Source organism: Streptomyces sediminimaris (assembly GCF_047049295.1).
Taxonomy (GTDB): Bacteria; Actinomycetota; Actinomycetes; order Streptomycetales; family Streptomycetaceae; genus Streptomyces; species Streptomyces sediminimaris.
This window is the reverse complement of sequence record NZ_JBJWOT010000001.1, coordinates 369,757-385,577: the sequence shown is the minus strand read 5'-3', so window position 1 is coordinate 385,577 and position 15,821 is coordinate 369,757. Positions and strand designations below refer to the sequence as shown.

Below are 15,821 nucleotides of genomic sequence, written 5' to 3'. Positions count from 1 at the left end.
GTCATTTGAGGCCGGAGAAGCCGATGGAGTTGACGATGCGCCTGCCGAAGGCGACGAAGAGCAGCAGCATCGGCAGCGCCGCGATGAGGGCGGCGGCCATCAGCCCCGCCCAGTCGGGGGCGGCCTGCGGGGAGGACTGCTTGAAGACCCCGAGAGCGAGGGTGAGGGGCTGCACGTCCTGGCTGTTGGTGATGAGCAGCGGCCAGAAGTAGTCGTTCCAGGCGTTGACGAACATCAGCAGGGACACGGTGGCGATCGGCGCGGACGACATCGGCAGGATGATCCGGAAGAAGATCCGCAGCGGGCCCGCGCCGTCGATGACGGCCGCCTCCTCGACCTCGTCGCTCAGGCCCAGCATGAACTGCCGCAGGAAGAACAGGGTGAAGGCCTGGAACAGCGCGCCGGACAGGATCAGGCCGCCGAAGGTGTCGGACAGGCCGAGGTCTTTGACGAGCACGAAGTTGGGCAGGAGCGTGAACACGCTGGGCACCATCAGCGCGGCGATGAGGATGTTGAAGACCAGGTTGCGGCCGCGCCAGTGCAGCCGGGAGAAGGCGTACGCGGCGCTCGCGGAGAACAGCACGATCAGCGCCGTCTGGGTGGTCGCGTAGATCAGTGAGTTGCGCAGGTAGAGCGCGATGTCGAGGGAGGCGCCGGAGCCGCCCTGGGCCTGGGCCTGCGCGGTGGAGGCGATGCCCAGCACGCGCTCGAACGCGCCCCAGGTGAAGCCGACCGGCAGCGGCGAGGAGGGGTCGGTGGCCAGTTCGTAGTTGTCGGACAGCGCGGTGCGCAGGATCCAGTAGAAGGGGAAGAGCGTGACCAGGACGATGACGCCGAGGTAGGTCCAGGCCGCGATCCTGCCGGGGGAGAGGCGGCGGGAGCCCTTCCCGGTGGAGCGGTGCGCGGGGGCCGTCCGGCCGGGTGCGAGGGCGACTGCCATGACGGGCTCCTTCAGCTCAGGTCGGATTCGCCTGCGCGGGCGAGCCGCAGCTGGGTGAAGGTGACCGTGATGAGCAGGGCGAACAGGGCCAGCGAGAGGGTGGCGGCGTAGCCGAAGTCGAACTGGCGGAAAGCCTTGTCGTAGATGTACATCTGCAGCACGTTCGAGGCGTTGGCCGGTCCGCCCCGGGTGGTGACCTGCACGATGTCGAAGACCTGGAAGGAGTTGATGACGGTCAGGACGACCACCATGACCAGGATCGGGCGCAGCAGGGGGATGGTGAGGCGGCGGAACATCTGGATCTCACCGGCGCCGTCGACGCGTCCCGCCTCGTAGATGGTGGGCGGGATCGTCTGCAGGCCGGCGAAGATCAGCAGGGCGTAGTAACCCATCCACTTCCACACGCTGATGGCGGCGAGGGAGGGGATGGCCCAGCCGCCGCTGCCGAAGAAGAGGACGGAGTGGCCGGTCAGGTCCTTCAGGACGCTGTTGATGATGCCGAGGCTGGGATCGAGCATCCACTGCCAGACCAGGGCGGCGATGACGTTGGAGATGAGGAAGGGCAGCAGGATGACGCCGCGCAGCAGCGAGGAGCGGGTCACCCGGTGCAGCACCACGGCCGTCACCAGGGAGACCAGGGTGCCGAAGGAGACGGACAGGGCGACGAAGTAGACGGTGACGAGGAGGGAGTGCCAGAAGACGTCGTCGCCGGCCATTTCGTGGAAGTTGGCCAGTCCCACCCAGTGCGGCGGGGTGAGGACGTGGAAGTCGGTGAAGCTGAGGTAGATGCCGCGGAGGGTCGGGTAGGCGAAGAAGACCGCGAACCCGGCCACGGCGGGGAGGATGAGCAGGAGGGCGGCCGGCAGGTCGCGGCGGCGGGCCGCCGCGGACCTGGCCGGTGTGGAGCGGCGCGGCCCGCGGACGCCACGGGCCGTGCGGACGAGGGGAATCCGGCCGGAGGCGGTGGCCGTGGTGGTCACCGCGGCGGGCGGCGGTGCGGACGGCGGTGTGAGCTTGCCCTGTGATGTGACCACCACGGCACTCTCCTCGGGTGTCAGGCGGGTGGAACGCCGGCCGGGGGCGGACGGCGGGTCAGAGGGTGATCCGGTCGATGTCGGAGGCGTAGTCCGAGGGGTTGCCGAAGCCGATCGTGTTCTCGCCGGCCTTCAGCGGGACGGTGACGGTGACCGACTGCGGTGTGCCCCAGTCGTTGTCGTTGCTGCCGGGCAGCGGCACCTGGAAGGACGTGTCACCCGTGGTGACGACGATCGTGCGGCCGGAGGAGCCGTCGGTGTAGTCGATCCTCATCAGGTAGGTGACGTCCCTGGGCGCGGTGACGTGGTTGACGGTCACCGAGCCGCTGCCGCCGAGGTTGCCGACCTTCTTGCCGCCGGAGCACGCGGAGCAGTCCGCGACGGAGGCGTTGCCGCTGAGGGTGTTGCCGGGGGCCTCGGCCTCGTGGCCGACCGGTCCGCCGGCTGCCGGTGTGGTGAGGAGGACGGCCTTGCCGGGCGCGGACGTCCGGCCCCTGGCGTCGTGGGCGGCCACGGTGAAGGAGTAGCCGGTGCCGGCCTCGAGCCCGCTCACGGTGGCGGAGGTGCCGGCGACGGTGGCCGCCTTCGAGCCGTTCACGTAGACGTCGTAACCGGTGGCCGGCGTACCGGAGTTCACCGCGTCCCAGGCGAGCGAGACGCTGGTGGCGGTCGACCTCGTGCCGTGCACGGCGAGCGGGACGCCGGGGTGGTGGCCGTCGCGGCGCGGGGTGATCCGCAGCAGGCGCGAGCCGTGCGGTGGCAGGTTGTCGGTGAAGTGGCCGCTCACCGAGCCGAGGTTCCTGCGGCGCCACAGGTCGCGGACCGCGGCCTTGCCGCTGATGCCGAGGTCGCTGAAGTCGGCCGTCACGTCGGAGTAGCCCTTGCCGAGGTTGAACAGGGCCACGGTGTAGCTGCCGTCGGCGTTACGGGCGTACCAGACCTGTTCGGGGGTCTTCTGGCTGACCGGCTTGGCCGGGTTGCCCGCCTGGTCGACCGCGATGACCTCGTCGTTGGTGAGCAGCTTCAGCCCGTAGGAGTCCAGCTTGGTGAGGTCGTCACCGATGTACAGGGGCGCGGACTCGATGGCCCACAGCGTCATGTAGCTCTGCCGCTCGACGTTGTTGATGCCGTCCATGACGCCGGAGCCGACGTCGAGGGAGTCGAGGTTGTTCCAGTGCCCGGGGCCGGCGTCGTCGATCCACGGCACGACGTCGTTCCAGCGCGCCTTCACGGAGTTGTTCCAGGTCACCAGTGTGTCGCAGTAGCACTCGACGTCGGTGTCGACCCGCCAGCCGTTGGAGTTGGCCTTCCAGACGTCGGCCTGGTTGTGGCTGAGCGACCAGGACAGCACGAACTGGATGGGGCGGCCGGTGTTCCGCAGCGCGGTGTGCCAGGCCTTGATGTCGGGGACGTTGTCGTGGGCCGCGTCGCCCTGGTTGGAGCCGGGGCCCACGCCGTCGATCTTGAGGAAGTCCACGCCCCAGGAGGCGAGTTCGTCGGCGACGGACTGGATGTACTTGGTGGTGCAGGGGCTGGAGAAGTTCAGCTGGTAGGAGACGTTGTCCCAGCCGCTGGTCCTGCGCAGGTCGGGGTAGACGATGTCCTTGGTGGTGCAGCCGGGGGCGTGGTAGATCGGCGTCCTGCCGTCGTTGTAGTAGTCCTGGTAGAGGCCGACCGCCAGGTAGAGGCCGAACTTCAGCCCTTTGTGGTGCAGTTGGTCGCCGATGTACTTCATGCCGTGCGGGAACTTCTTGAGGTCCGCACTCGGGCGGGCGTAGCCGTCACCGACGTTCCTGCCGTGGTCGACGTTCCAGCCGGCGTCCACGTTCACGTAGTCGTAGCCGTGCGACTTCAGCTTCGCGGCCAGGACGTCGGCCTGTCCCAGGACGTTGGACTCGGTGAGCCAGTTCTCCCCGCCGTAGCCGGGGAAGTTGGTGGACTCCAGGCTCCAGGTGCTGTAGCCCATGTACGGCTTGGCCGCCACGGCGGGCGCGGTGGTGGTGCCGGGCGCCGTCCGGGCCACGGGGGAGCCGGCGGGGGCGGCGGCCCGCGCGGCGGCGGGCACGGCGAGGGCCACCGCGAGCGCGGTGACGGCGGTCAGGGTTCTCAGACGTGCGGGTCGAGCTGGACGAGACATGGAGGTACTCCGTCAGGGCGCGACTGCAGGCGGTGGTCCGCCTCTGGCATCGGGGAAGCGATGGAGCGGGGAGAACCTCTCGGCGGTGGTCGTCCCGGAACACCACCGAGGGGATCGCTGAGACCGGCTCAGGCAAACAGGGCCGTGGGTGGGGGCCACGCTCCTCCACGGCGCGGGACCGTCCCGTCCGCTCCGGTGAGGAGTGCGGCGAATGTAGGCCGGGTTTCCTTCCAGCGTCAACATAGTCGGCCCCGATAAATATCCGATGTCTGTGCTCCTGTGATGGGGTTCCTTGCCGTCGCGTTCCAAGTGACCTGGGGTTTTGTGAAGCGAAGGTAGGGTGAATCGGGGCTTGTTTTAGTTTCCAATGGAAAGGTATGGTCGCCGCATGACCCTCGCCGACCAGCCCCCAGCGGCCGCTCTGGTCTTCCAGGCCCTGCTTCAGCACGGTCCGCTGAGCCGCGCCGAGATCGGGCGGCGGACCGGGCTGACGCCGGGAGCCGTGACCAAGGTGGCGACCCCGCTGATGGCCGACGGCTGGATCACCGAGCTGGGCCGGTCCGCGGCGGAACGGGCCGGCGGCCGCCCGGGGACCCTGATCGCCGTACGGGCCGAACGCGCCCTGTTCGCGGGGGTGAAGGTCACCGGGGAGGAACTCATCGGCGTGCTCGCCGACCTCACCACCCGGCCCCTCGCCTCCCGGCGGGTCAGGCTCGACTCACGGGACGTGGGCACCGTGGTGCTGGCCATCGCGCGGCTGGTGGAGGAGCTGCGGGGCGCGGCGGGAGTGGCCGGCGACCGCGCGCTGCACGGCATCGGCGTCACCATCTCGGGCGACGTGGACGGCCGGCTGGGCACGGTCCAGTACTCGCCCTTCCTCGACTGGCGGCGCGTGCCGCTCGCCCAGCTGGTCGAGACGGCGGCCGGAACCCCGGCGGTCGTCGAGAACGACGTACGCGCCCTGACCGTGGCCGAGCAGTGGTTCGGGGCGGGCGCGGGACTGTCGACCTTCGCCCTGGTCACCGTCGGCGCCGGTATCGGCGCGGGCCTGTCCATCGGCGGCCGCGTGGTCTCCGGGGCGCACGGCGTGGCCGGCGAGGTCGGGCACCTTCCGGTGGGCGGCGCCGACCGCGTCTGCACCTGCGGCAACACCGGCTGCGTCGAGGCGGTCGCCTCCACCCACGCGATCACCGAGCAGGCCCGGCAGGCGACCGGCGACCCGCGGTTGACCATGGACGACGCGGTGCGCCTCGCACACGCCGGAGACCCCGGCGTCCGGGCGGTGTTCGCCCGCGCCGGACGCGCCGTGGGCCTGGCACTGGCCTGCGTCGCCAACCTCATCGGCCCGGAACGGATCATCATCTCCGGCGAGGGCGTGGCCTCCTACGACCTGTTCGCCGACCACATCCGCCGGAGCTTCCTCGGCCACGCGTTCGGCGCCGCAGCGGACTGCGACCTCGTCGTCCGGCCGCTGCCGTTCGAGGAGTGGGCGCGGGGCGGGGCAGCGATCGCGGCGCAGCGCGTCTTCGCCCCTGCCAAGTAGGCGTCCGGCAGGCGCCGGTCAGCGCGTGCCGATGCCCTGGCCGACGAGCTCGAGGAGCTGCCGGGCGGTGCCGGCCGGGTCCACGATCTGGTGGAGGTGCTCGCCGGGCAGGTGCGCCACACGCCAGCCGCGCTCGCGCGCCTCGGCGGCGAGACCGTCGTACGGGGGCCCGAACAGCAGGTAGGAGCAGGGGTGGTCGTCCCATCCGCCGGGGACCGGGACGCGCTGCTCGTAGTAGGACAGCGGCAGGGCGGGCTGCTCCGCCACGACCGTGCGGCGCACCGCTCGGTCCGGGAACATGGGGGCGACGTCCGCCTCGTCCCACCAGTCGGTCCAGCGCGGCAGCCTGCCGTCGACGGTCTTGGGGCGCAGGAATTCCAGGAACTCGGGCGCGGCGACGGGCGTGGTACCGGACCGGGCCGGCAGCGCGGCGTCGACGAAGACCGAGGCGGCCACCGGGTGATCGAGGCCGGAGCGGATCAGCGGGACGAACAGGCCCGCGTTGCTGTGCGCGACCAGCGCGACCGGGTTGCCGGACGGCACCTGGCGCAGATCGTCGCGCACGGCGTCGACGACCCGGGGCGCGTAGGGCGGGCCGCCCGCGCCGATGTGCAGCAGGGACGGCACCCTGACCCGGCATCCCGCGGCCTTGAGACGGTCGGCCACGGGATGCCAGGTCGAGGGGCCCACGGACGGGCTGTGCACGAGCACGAAGACAGGTGGCATACGGCGATCCTGCCGCCCGGGCCGGGCGCGGCGCGACCGGCTCGGCCGACAGCAGAACGCCGCACCGGGCCGTGCGCGTTCAGCCGCTGTGCGAGACGGTCAGCCCGTAGAAGGCGACCCGTGCGCCCTTGGTGGTGCTGTCGGAGGACGACTGGTTGTACGACCCGGCCTTGAAGTACTGCTTGTAGGGGAAGAAGGACGACGGGATCGGGTAGTGGGTGGTGCTGCCGTTGACCGTCAGGTCGATGGTGTCGCCGCCGGAGACGGCGATGGTGTACGTCCAGGTCCTGCCGATGGGGACGTGGCCGACGGGGTGCGGGGTCTGGCCGCCGGAGGGGGAGTTCTCGGTGCCGAGGACGATGTCGCCGTTCGAGTGGTAGTACAGCTCCAGCAGGGGCTTGGTGGAGGAGCCGCCGCTGCCGAGGTGGATCTGCCCGACGCACACGTTCTTCGTCACCGACACCACCCGCAGCGTGGCCTTCAGCCGGTGGTTCCCGCGGAGGGACCAGTCGGCGGCGCCCCCGCCGCGGTTCATCTCCCGCAGCTCGGAGCGGGCGTAGCGGGAGTGGGGTGTCGTGACGCCCTTCTCCGGCGCCCAGAAGGTCATCGCCCCGTCGCGCTGGTCCGTGTAGAAGTACGCGTCCTGGTAGCCGTTCGCGCCCCGAAGGCGCGAGGAGGGGACGGTCGTCGGGGAGCCGGGCGAGCCGACGGGCTCCTGGAGCTGCCACACGGACAGGTCGAAGTTGCCGCCGGGGGCCTTGCCCGGGTCCGCGGCGGTGGCACTGCCGGTGCCCGTCACCGCGAGGACGCCGACGGCGGCCGCGACACTGACGCCGGCCAGGACTTTCGAACGGATCATGGCGTGCCCTGCTTTCTTGGGTGGGGGGTGAGCGGGGGTGAGCACGTTCCGGAACCCGGTGTTCATGCGTTCACGTGACTGAACATTATGCTTGTCCGTGAACTGCCGAGGTGGGGCAGAACCTAAAGGTCTGCACCAGCACCGTCAAGGGGTGAAGCGGGAGGGGCTTCCGGGGCGGGTGTCGCCTCGCCTCGTCCTCGGGGTGCTCCTCGAAGCGTCCGGCCGGACCGGTCGGGCGGAAGGAGTGGCAGGTCCAAGTGGCTTTTCCCTAGGATGTGTTGTCTGCCGGTCCGGTCGGCCCGGCGCGGCTTGGAGCTGGGGGAAGACGATGGAGTCCGGGAAGCAGCTGTCCACCAAGATCGATGCCACGGTTCCCACGGCCGCGCGCATGTACGACCACTACCTGGGCGGCAAGGACAACTACGCCGTCGACCGGGCCGCCTGCGAGGAACTGGACAAGGTCGTGCCCAGCACGCGGGCGCTGGCCCTGAACAACCGGCGCTTCCTCCAGCGGGTGGTCCGCACCCTGGCGCAGGAGTACGGCCTGCGGCAGTTCCTCGACCACGGGTCGGGGCTGCCCACACAGGACAACGTGCACCAGGTGGCGCAGCGGATCGCCCCCGACTCGCGGGTGGTGTACGTCGACAACGACCCGATGGTCCTGGTGCACGGCCGCGCCCTGCTGGACCAGAACGACCGCACCGCCGTCATCCAGGCCGACCTGCGCGAGACGGACGCGATCTTCTCCCATCCCGACACCGAGCGCCTGATCGACTTCTCGCAGCCGGTGGCCGTGCTGTTCAACTCCGTCTTCCACTGCATTCCGGACAGCGAGACCGACGGACCCCTCGCGGTCGTCGAGCGGGTGCTCGAACGGCTCGCGCCCGGCAGCTGCCTGCTGATGTGTCAGCTGGTCAGCGAGGATCCGGAGGTGCGGGCGTTCGTGACCGACTTCATGGACCAGGCGACGCAGGGACACTGGGGCCGGGTGCGTCAGGAGAAGGACGTGGCGCAGCTGTTCGAGGGGCTGGAGATCCTCGAGCCGGGCCTGGTGGAGGTGTCCACCTGGCGCCCCGACAACGACGTGGCGCCGCGTCAGCTCACCCAGGAGTGGATCGAGTTCGGCGGGGTCGGCCGGCTGCCGTAGCGGGCCGGCGCCCGGTCACTCGGCGCCGTACCGCTGCCGGGCCGTCTCGCGCAGGCGGGCCAGGGAGTCGCGCGGGCTGAGAGCGTCGTCGGCCAACTGGTCCAGGGCCACCCGGTACTGCTCCGTCTCGTCCCGGTCCTCCAGGAACGTGGCGCTCCTGATGTGCTCCAGGTAGACGATGTCGGGCAGGTCCAGGCCGCCGAAGCGCAGGTAGGTGACGGGGATGGCCGGCGCTGAGGCGTCGGTCACGTCCAGCGGGACGACCTGCACCGTCACATGCGGCAGCCGGGCCATCTCGATCAGATGCTCCAACTGCTCACGCATGATGTCGCGGCTGCCCAGGACGCGCAGCAGCACCGACTCGTCGACGATCGCCCAGAGCTGCGGCGCGTCCGCGCGCTGCAGCAGCCGGCCTCGCCTGCTGCGCAGTTCCACCCGGCGGTTGACCTCGCGGGCCGGGGCGGAGGGCAGGCCGCGCTCCACCACGGCGCGGGTGTAGGCCGGGGTCTGCAGCAGGCCGGGAACGTACTGGATCTCGAAGGTACGGATGGAGTCGGCCGCTTCCTGCAGTCCGACCAGCCGGTCGAACCACTCCGGGACCAGCCGCTTGTCGAAGCGCTGCCACCACCCCGCTTCCCCGGCCCGCCGCAGCAGTTGCAGCAGGACGGAAGCCTCGTGGTCCTCCGTCTTGTAGAACTCCAGCAGGGCCCGGACGTCGCTCTCGGTGGGTGGCCGGCGGCCCTTTCCCGCCTCGATGCGGGAGAGCTTCGCCGGGCTGAACCCGACAGCGCGCGCGGCCTGTTCCTGGGCGAGCCCCGCGTCCTCGCGGATGCCCGCGAGCTGCACCCCGACCAGCATCTTCAGCAAAGTCGGCGCGGGCTCGGTGCGATGCAGATACGGTTCCAGGCGGGAGACGCGCGGCGACTCGGAGGGCATCCTGACTCCCGGTGGGCAGGGGGCAACAGGCCGCATTATCGCACTGCTCGACCTCCCGGCGCATGCGCGTGCCGAAGCGGAACGACGGCGCCCGGCCGGGCGGCTCGGCGGGTACGCGGCCGGGCGCCGGCGCGGGTGCCCGGCAGGGCGTCACAGCAGGTCGTCGAACTGGCCCTCCTTCGCGGCCGCCAGGAAGTCGGCGACCTCGGCGGAGGTGTAGATCAGCGCCGGGCCGTGCGGGTCGCGGGAGTTGCGCATCGCCACGCCTCCTCCGGCCAGCGCGGCGACCTCCACGCAGTTGCCCTCGGCGTTGCTGTGCCGGCTCTTGACCCAGCGGACGCCCAGCGAACTCGCTCGTACCCCGTTCGAAACTGATGGCACTGCGGCCTCCTTGCGCGGGACTGGCTCGAACTGAACGCGCAATTTCCCGTGAAATTGCACGGACAGGCTGTCGGGGTGGATAATAACCAAGGCACCAACGTCCGTGTCAGCGCCCCGTCCTGACGCCACCGCAGGAGATGCCGTGTCGCTGCCCGTGCAACCAGCACCCTGGTCCGGCCCAGGTCCGCTCCCGGCCCGTACCACCTCGGCCGGTGCCTTGCCCGGCGCCGGCCGCGGGACCGCCGGCCTGCGCCTGACCGGCGGTCCCGCCGCCTGCGGCCGGGCACGCGAGTTCACCGAGCGGGTCCTCGACGACTGGGAGCTGGACCAGGTCCGTGACGACGCCTTGGTGGTGGTCTCCGAACTGGTCGCCAACGCGGTGCTGCACGGCCTGCGGGACGACGCGGGTGAGGGGGCCGAGTCCGAGGTACTGCTGCGGCTCAAGCGCCGTGCGGCGCATCTGATGTGCGCCGTCACCGACCGGAGCGAGACGCTCCCCAGCCCGGCACGCGGCGGCGCGTCCCTCGACGAGGGCGGCCGCGGCCTGATCATCGTCGAGGGGCTGTCCCGGCACTGGGGCTGGACCCGGTGCGTCCCCACGGGCAAGACCGTCTGGGCCATGCTGCCCACCGAGGCGCGCGTCCCCCGATGACGTCACGACCCGAAGTGTGCGGCGGTGAGCCTCCGGTGACGGACCGGACACCGGGCGCCGCTCTCCAGGACGTCGGACTGGTCCCCTGGCACGACATCGAGGACTCCTCGGGTTCGGCCGCGGCCATCCCGTTCCTGCTCGCCGCCGTCGCCTCGGGTGACGCGGCCGCCGCCCAGAACGCCCTGGACCGGCTGCGGCACCGCATCTGCCGCTACGGCTTCGTCGTCGGTCAGGCGACGGCCGTGACGGTGCCCTTCCTGTGGGACCTCGCCCAGCGCCCGCAGACGGCCTGCCGGGTGCAGATCCTCCAGCTGCTGCGGGACATCGCCGACGCCCGGCAGTGGGAGATCACCGCCGCCGCCTACCCGAAGTTCCGCCGCCACCACGGCGATTACGTCGAGTGGGAGTCCGCGGCCCGCCATGCGGTACGCGCCCAGCGCGGCGCCCTCACCCGCCTGCTGGCCGAGCAGGACACCGCACTCGTCCACGCCACCGAGGCACTCGCCTCCACCCTGACCGACTGACGGCACGGGCCGGTGAAGCCACGGGCCCGCGTGGGCACGGGCTCAGACGACGCGGGCTCAGACGACGCGGGCGACTCCCGCGTAGATACCGCTGTCCTCCGGCTCGGGCAGCCGGCCGGGCGCGCCCCACTCCGTCGCCGTCACCAGGCCGGGCGGAACCAGGTCGAGACCGTCGAAGAAGCGCTCGACCTCCGCGCGGGTGCGGAAGCCGAGCTCGATGCCGCCCTTCGCGTACTCGGCCGTGACCTGCGCGGAGAGGTCCGGGAACAGGTCGGAGGAGGCGTGCGACAGCACCAGGTAGCTGCCCTTCGGCAGCGTGGTGACCAGACCGCGGACGATGCCGTGGGCGTCCTGCGCGTCCGGGACGAAGTGCATCAGCGCGATCAGCGACAGCGCGATCGGACGGTCGAAGTCCAGTATGTGCCGGGCGTGTTCGACGATGGAGTCCGGCCGGCGCACATCGGCCTCGATGTAGTCGGTGGCTCCCTGGGGGTTGCTGACCAGCAGCGCCTCGGCGTGGCGGAGCACGATCGGGTCGTTGTCGGCGTAGACGATCTTCGCCGTCGGTACGACGCCCTGGACGATCTGATGGAGATTGGGCTCCGTGGGGATGCCCGTGCCGATGTCCAGGAACTGGTCGATGCCCTGCGCGGCGAGCCAGGCCGCCGCACGGTTCATGAACTCCCGGTTCTGCCGGGCCGCGTCCCTGGCCTCGGGCGGCAGCTGTTCGCCCACGGCCTCGTCGACGGGGTAGTTGTCCTTGCCGCCGAGCAGGTAGTCGTAGACCCGCGCGGGATGGGCCTTGCTGGTGTCGATCCGAAGGGACGGCTCCGGGCCGGTCGTCATCGCAACTCCATCACGCCGTTGAATCAAAAACAGATCGAATACGCGATCATCGTACTCGGGTGGTGCCCGCGGCAGTCCCGGGATTCCGTGCGGACCGTGCGGCGCTCGCGCGGGCGCGCGGTCAGCGCGTACGAGACGTGCGCCGAGGGGCCGGATCCGGCGCACGGACACCTGAAGGCCCCGCGTCGCGCGGTGGTGGCGTGGTCATGGAGAAGGCTGCCGGTCGGACGCCGGCCATACGTAGGGCAGGTCGTCCGGCACTCCCGGGAACCGGGCCGCGTACACCTCCCGGTCCTTGCGCACCAGCGCCGACCGGTGGCTGAGGTGGAACGCCTCGTCCCCCAGCCACGGCGGCAGTTCACCGGCTGCCGCCAGGTCCGCCTGAGCGCGCGGGACCGTACCGGGACGGGCCGCGGCGAGGTCGGCCACCAGAGTGGCCGCGCAGCTGTCCTGATGACCCTGCTCGCGCCACACCCGGCAGACCTCCAGCCCGTAGCGGACCAGCGCTTCCTCGTACCCGGTCCACATGCGCACGGCCGGGTGGCGGCGCCAGCCGTATCCGGGCACGGTCAGCCCGCGCAGCACCTGCAGGGCCTCGACCCGCTGCTTGCCCAGTCTGCGCCGGTCGAGGTCGAGCGCGGACTCCCGGAAGCCGGGGTGGGGCAGGAAGGTCTGCATGGGCGGCTTCCGTTCCGTTCCGGAAGGGGCGGGGCGCTCTGTCTCCCGTCCGACGCTGCGTGAGGTGACGCCCGCGCGCAACCCGTGACCGCGGACAGCCGTGCTCACCCCGGTGGCCGTCGCCCGGCCGTTCGTCTCCGGCGCGACCGGCGGGCGGGCGGTTGGTAGCGTGCCCGCATGACCGAACGCGAGCACCGTGTCGTCGTCGAGGGCTCCCGGATCACCACGCCCCGGCTGGTCCTGCGGCCCTGGAGGGCGGCGGACGCGGAGGCGGCCCTGCGCGTCTACGGCGCCGCGAACGTCGCCCAGTGGCTGGCCCCGGCGATGGAGCGGGTGACGGACCCGGCGGCCATGCGGGCCGTTCTGGAGGAGTGGGTGACGGGCGCCGGGGAGCTGGAGGCGCCGGCGGGGCGATGGGCGATCGAGCTCCGCGACGGCGGAGCGGTGGTGGGCGGTGTCGTCCTGCTGCCGCTGCCTTCGCAGGAGCAGGACCTCGAGATCGGCTGGCAACTCGCCCCCGACGCCTGGGGACAGGGCCTGGCGGCGGAGGCCGGCCACGCCGTGGCGCACTACGCCTTCGAGTCGGGCGTGGAGGAGCTGTTCGCGGTCGTGCGGCCGCGCAACCAGCGGGGCGCGGCCACGGCCCGGCGGGTGGGGATGGAATGGGTGGGGGAGACGGACAAGTACTACGGCCTGCGGTTGCAGGTCTTCCGTCTGCGGCCGGGCGATCTCGACGTGCCGGTCCTGCGGGCGGAGCAGTGGCCCGCCTCGTGAGCCGATCCCCCGGGGGGAGCCGATCCGGTGCGAGGGCTGATATCCGCCATGTGAGCCGATCCGTCACGTGAGCCGATCCGCCACCTGAGCCCGACCGGCCCGGGCCGCACGCCCGGGCTTTGCGGTGTTGCGGGGCGGGAAGCGCCGTAGAGCACCAATTGCCGCGCCTCAACGGTGTCGCGCCGTATGTCAGTTGTGGCGGCGGGAGCACACCGGTTCCGGGCGGGCCGTGCGCGCGACTTGCCCACCCTTTGACGATCCGTTCCTTGACCGTTAAGCCACTCGTCTGTGTCCGGGGTGTGTGTCGTCCTTATGGTCCCTGCGTATTTCGAAAGAAGGGGCTATGGACACACTCCACGCGGTCAGGGCTCGTGGGATCGCCAAGAGCTTCGGTGAGGTCGTCGCGCTCGACGGCGTCGACCTGGATGTGACACCAGGTCGGATTCACGGCCTGGTCGGGCCGAACGGCGCGGGCAAGACGACACTGCTCGGCCTTCTGCTGGGCCTCGCCGTCGCCGACGGCGGTCACCTGGAGATCCTGGGTACGCCGGTCGGGCGGGCACTGGCCGCTCCCGACGGCGTCGCCGGATTCGTGGACGGGCCCGGGCTCTATCCCTCGCTCACCGCCCGGCAGAACCTGTCCGCGCTGGCCGCGCTGCGCGGCCACGGCGCGCGGACGGCGGGCGTCGAGGAGGCACTCGACCAGGTCGGGCTGACCGACGTCGCCGACGACAAGGCGCGTGGCTTCTCCCTCGGCATGCGCCAACGGCTCGGGCTCGCCGCCGCGTTGCTGACCAGACCCCGCCTGCTCGTCCTCGACGAACCCTCCAACGGCCTCGACCCGGCCGGCAAGAGACACGTCCACGGCGTCCTGCACCGGCTCGCCGCGGACGGCACCGCCGTGGTGCTCTCCAGCCACCGTATGGACGACCTCGAAGCGCTCTGCGCGGAGGTCACCATCCTCGCCGCCGGACGGGTGGTGTTCTCCGGCCCGCCCGGCAAGCTGGCGACGGAGAACCGCGAGCTGGACTACCGGTTGGTCACCTCCGACCCGCGGGCGGCCCGCCAGGTGGCGGCCGGCGCGAACGGGATCCGCGTCCTCGACGACGCGCGGGTCCGCCAGGACGCCGACGTGCTCGTGGTGCGCGCGCTCCTGCCCGCCCTGGACGAGCTGGTGGTCCGACTCGTTCGGGCGGGAGTGGCGTTGCGTGAGCTCACCCCCGTCGTTTCACCCCTCGAGGCCGCGTTCCTCGCCCTCACCGAGCAGCAGGAGACCGCCGGATGACCGCGACCGCCGTCGACGACCGCGCCGTTGCCCCCGGTCGCGTCCCGGTCTCACGGGGCTACCGCTTCGAGCTGGTCAAGCTGGTCTCACAGTGGCGTGTCCGGCTGCTGGTCCTCGCCTGCTGGATCGCGCCGGCGGTCTTCGTGCTGGGGGTGGGGCAGCAGAGCACACTGCCCACCGACACCCTCTTCGGCCGCTGGATGCTCGCCACGGGATGGGCCGCGCCCCTGGTGACGCTCGGCTTCGCGGGCACCTGGGCCCTGCCGCTGCTGACCTCCGTGGTCGCCGGTGACGTGTTCGCCTCCGAGGACCGGCTCGGCACCTGGCGCCATCTGCTCGTGGCGGTGCGCTCACCCCGGCGGATCTTCGCGGCGAAGGCGCTCGCCGGACTCACCGTCATCCTGCTGCTGGTGGCCGGGCTGGCGTGTTCCAGTGCCGTGGGCGGGCTCCTGGCCGTCGGCGACCGGCCGCTGGTCGGGCTCGACGGCCATCTGCTGGCGCCGTCCGACGCCGCCGGGAAGGTCTTCCTCGCCTGGGCCTGCGTGCTGGCCCCGACGCTGGCGCTCGCCGCGATCGGACTGCTCGGCTCGATCGCGCTGGGACGCTCCCCGATGGGCCTGCTGCTGCCCGCGCTGGTGGCGCTCGTGATGCAGCTCGCCCAGATGCTGCCGCTGCCCGTCGCCGTGCGCCTCGCCCTGCCCGGCTACGCCTTCATCGCCTGGAACGGCCTGTTCACCAGCCCCGTGCAGACCGGCCCGCTGCTGATCGGCACCGCCGTCAGCCTCCTCTGGGCGGCGCTCGCGACCGCGCTGGCCCTGCTGCTCTTCCTGCGGCGTGACTTCACCAATCCGGCCTACGACGGCTCCGGGAGCCGCGCGGTCACCGCCGGGCTGCTGCCGCTGGCGGGACTGCTCGCCCTCACTGTCGCCGTCGTCGCCGCGTCGACCGGCTCCACGGGGTCGGGAATCCGGCAGGACAAGGTGCAGAGATCGCTCGCCACGGCCTTCGCGCACCTCTACCGCCTGCAGACCGAGCAGCTTCACCGCCCCGCCGTCACCGAGGCGCAGCTGCGGGCGTCGGCGGACTGCGACAAGGGCGGCGGCCGGCTCTCCGCGCAGGGACCGGGCAACGACTGGCGCTGCGTCGTCACATGGCACCTGCCCGGCGTCAAGGCCACCGGACAGGCCGTCTACCAGCTCGACTTCACCGCGGACGGGCGGTTCGTCGCCGACGGCGACGGGCCGAAGGAAGTGAACGGCTACTTCCTGGTGCGCACCCCGACCGGGGACGCACCGAACCCGCTCTGGCAGTTCGACGGCAACGTCGAACTGCTCGACACCACCCTGAAGGGATGACTCC

At 71.5% G+C, this 15,821-nt stretch carries 16 protein-coding genes; 7 read left to right on the top strand and 9 right to left on the bottom strand.

The window, feature by feature from the left end; translation table 11 throughout:
- Position 1 precedes the first annotated feature (1 nt).
- The 3 genes from ACJ9NR_RS01755 to ACJ9NR_RS01745 are packed head-to-tail and all read right to left on the bottom strand — an operon-like array spanning position 2 to position 4,111.
- A complete protein-coding gene (locus tag ACJ9NR_RS01755; RefSeq protein WP_412490168.1) occupies positions 2-940 on the bottom strand; it encodes a carbohydrate ABC transporter permease in 939 nt (312 codons plus the stop codon).
- 11 nt (positions 941-951) lie between these two features.
- Positions 952-1,977, bottom strand: a complete 1,026-nt coding sequence (locus tag ACJ9NR_RS01750; RefSeq protein ID WP_412490169.1) for a carbohydrate ABC transporter permease — start codon at positions 1,975-1,977, stop codon at positions 952-954.
- A 55-nt stretch (positions 1,978-2,032) separates the two neighbouring features.
- Complete coding sequence (locus ACJ9NR_RS01745; protein WP_412490170.1) at positions 2,033-4,111, bottom strand: fibronectin type III domain-containing protein; 2,079 nt, start codon at positions 4,109-4,111, stop codon at positions 2,033-2,035.
- Positions 4,112-4,499: 388 nt separating this feature from the next.
- Between ACJ9NR_RS01745 and ACJ9NR_RS01740 the strand changes: the two genes are divergently transcribed.
- The gene (locus ACJ9NR_RS01740; RefSeq protein WP_412490171.1) at positions 4,500-5,654 is read left to right on the top strand and encodes an ROK family transcriptional regulator; all 1,155 of its coding nucleotides are present in this window, start codon (positions 4,500-4,502) and stop codon (positions 5,652-5,654) included.
- An 18-nt stretch (positions 5,655-5,672) separates the two neighbouring features.
- Here ACJ9NR_RS01740 and ACJ9NR_RS01735 read toward each other — a convergent pair whose 3' ends face one another.
- Complete coding sequence (locus ACJ9NR_RS01735; RefSeq protein ID WP_412490172.1) at positions 5,673-6,380, bottom strand: alpha/beta hydrolase; 708 nt, start codon at positions 6,378-6,380, stop codon at positions 5,673-5,675.
- 79 nt (positions 6,381-6,459) lie between these two features.
- A complete protein-coding gene (locus ACJ9NR_RS01730) occupies positions 6,460-7,239 on the bottom strand; it encodes a polysaccharide lyase family 7 protein (protein WP_412490173.1) in 780 nt (259 codons plus the stop codon).
- A gap of 328 nt (positions 7,240-7,567) precedes the next feature.
- Here ACJ9NR_RS01730 and ACJ9NR_RS01725 point away from each other — a divergent pair, with 328 nt between their 5' ends.
- Positions 7,568-8,386, top strand: coding sequence for an SAM-dependent methyltransferase (locus tag ACJ9NR_RS01725; protein WP_412490174.1), 819 nt, complete (start codon positions 7,568-7,570; stop codon positions 8,384-8,386).
- A gap of 15 nt (positions 8,387-8,401) precedes the next feature.
- Here ACJ9NR_RS01725 and ACJ9NR_RS01720 read toward each other — a convergent pair whose 3' ends face one another.
- The gene (locus tag ACJ9NR_RS01720; protein WP_412490175.1) at positions 8,402-9,322 is read right to left on the bottom strand and encodes a helix-turn-helix domain-containing protein; all 921 of its coding nucleotides are present in this window, start codon (positions 9,320-9,322) and stop codon (positions 8,402-8,404) included.
- 150 nt (positions 9,323-9,472) lie between these two features.
- The gene (locus ACJ9NR_RS01715; RefSeq protein WP_412490176.1) at positions 9,473-9,703 is read right to left on the bottom strand and encodes a DUF397 domain-containing protein; all 231 of its coding nucleotides are present in this window, start codon (positions 9,701-9,703) and stop codon (positions 9,473-9,475) included.
- Between the two features lie 142 nt (positions 9,704-9,845).
- Between ACJ9NR_RS01715 and ACJ9NR_RS01710 the strand changes: the two genes are divergently transcribed.
- Positions 9,846-10,355: an ATP-binding protein gene (locus tag ACJ9NR_RS01710; protein ID WP_412512673.1), complete on the top strand. Its 510-nt coding sequence runs from the start codon at positions 9,846-9,848 to the stop codon at positions 10,353-10,355.
- Positions 10,352-10,879 (top strand): hypothetical protein, encoded by a 528-nt coding sequence (locus tag ACJ9NR_RS01705; protein ID WP_412490178.1) that lies wholly within the window; start codon positions 10,352-10,354, stop codon positions 10,877-10,879. The genes ACJ9NR_RS01710 and ACJ9NR_RS01705 overlap by 4 nt, the downstream gene beginning before the upstream one ends.
- Positions 10,880-10,936: 57 nt before the next feature.
- Here the strand turns inward: ACJ9NR_RS01705 and ACJ9NR_RS01700 are convergent, their stop codons facing one another.
- Positions 10,937-11,725 carry an SAM-dependent methyltransferase gene (locus ACJ9NR_RS01700; RefSeq protein ID WP_412490179.1) on the bottom strand — a complete coding sequence of 263 codons (789 nt, stop codon included), beginning with the start codon at positions 11,723-11,725 and terminating at the stop codon, positions 10,937-10,939.
- Positions 11,726-11,929: 204 nt separating this feature from the next.
- Positions 11,930-12,403: an MSMEG_6728 family protein gene (locus ACJ9NR_RS01695; RefSeq protein WP_412490180.1), complete on the bottom strand. Its 474-nt coding sequence runs from the start codon at positions 12,401-12,403 to the stop codon at positions 11,930-11,932.
- Between the two features lie 177 nt (positions 12,404-12,580).
- Here ACJ9NR_RS01695 and ACJ9NR_RS01690 point away from each other — a divergent pair, with 177 nt between their 5' ends.
- From ACJ9NR_RS01690 to ACJ9NR_RS01680, 3 genes are all read left to right on the top strand, one after another.
- Positions 12,581-13,177, top strand: a complete 597-nt coding sequence (locus ACJ9NR_RS01690; protein ID WP_412490181.1) for a GNAT family N-acetyltransferase — start codon at positions 12,581-12,583, stop codon at positions 13,175-13,177.
- Positions 13,178-13,520: 343 nt separating this feature from the next.
- Positions 13,521-14,462 (top strand): ABC transporter ATP-binding protein, encoded by a 942-nt coding sequence (locus ACJ9NR_RS01685; protein WP_412490182.1) that lies wholly within the window; start codon positions 13,521-13,523, stop codon positions 14,460-14,462.
- The gene (locus ACJ9NR_RS01680; protein WP_412490183.1) at positions 14,459-15,817 is read left to right on the top strand and encodes an ABC transporter permease; all 1,359 of its coding nucleotides are present in this window, start codon (positions 14,459-14,461) and stop codon (positions 15,815-15,817) included. The genes ACJ9NR_RS01685 and ACJ9NR_RS01680 overlap by 4 nt, the downstream gene beginning before the upstream one ends.
- Positions 15,818-15,821 lie beyond the last annotated feature (4 nt).

Coding starts and splice junctions, on each gene's coding strand:
- ACJ9NR_RS01700 (WP_412490179.1), bottom strand. CDS start 11,725: ATGACGACCGGCCCGGAGCCGTCCCTTCGGATCGACACCAGCAAGGCC.
- ACJ9NR_RS01745 (WP_412490170.1), bottom strand. CDS start 4,111: ATGTCTCGTCCAGCTCGACCCGCACGTCTGAGAACCCTGACCGCCGTC.
- ACJ9NR_RS01705 (WP_412490178.1), top strand. CDS start 10,352: ATGACGTCACGACCCGAAGTGTGCGGCGGTGAGCCTCCGGTGACGGAC.
- ACJ9NR_RS01740 (WP_412490171.1), top strand. CDS start 4,500: ATGACCCTCGCCGACCAGCCCCCAGCGGCCGCTCTGGTCTTCCAGGCC.
- ACJ9NR_RS01755 (WP_412490168.1), bottom strand. CDS start 940: ATGGCAGTCGCCCTCGCACCCGGCCGGACGGCCCCCGCGCACCGCTCC.
- ACJ9NR_RS01720 (WP_412490175.1), bottom strand. CDS start 9,322: ATGCCCTCCGAGTCGCCGCGCGTCTCCCGCCTGGAACCGTATCTGCAT.
- ACJ9NR_RS01735 (WP_412490172.1), bottom strand. CDS start 6,380: ATGCCACCTGTCTTCGTGCTCGTGCACAGCCCGTCCGTGGGCCCCTCG.
- ACJ9NR_RS01680 (WP_412490183.1), top strand. CDS start 14,459: ATGACCGCGACCGCCGTCGACGACCGCGCCGTTGCCCCCGGTCGCGTC.
- ACJ9NR_RS01685 (WP_412490182.1), top strand. CDS start 13,521: ATGGACACACTCCACGCGGTCAGGGCTCGTGGGATCGCCAAGAGCTTC.
- ACJ9NR_RS01690 (WP_412490181.1), top strand. CDS start 12,581: ATGACCGAACGCGAGCACCGTGTCGTCGTCGAGGGCTCCCGGATCACC.
- ACJ9NR_RS01730 (WP_412490173.1), bottom strand. CDS start 7,239: ATGATCCGTTCGAAAGTCCTGGCCGGCGTCAGTGTCGCGGCCGCCGTC.
- ACJ9NR_RS01725 (WP_412490174.1), top strand. CDS start 7,568: ATGGAGTCCGGGAAGCAGCTGTCCACCAAGATCGATGCCACGGTTCCC.
- ACJ9NR_RS01695 (WP_412490180.1), bottom strand. CDS start 12,403: ATGCAGACCTTCCTGCCCCACCCCGGCTTCCGGGAGTCCGCGCTCGAC.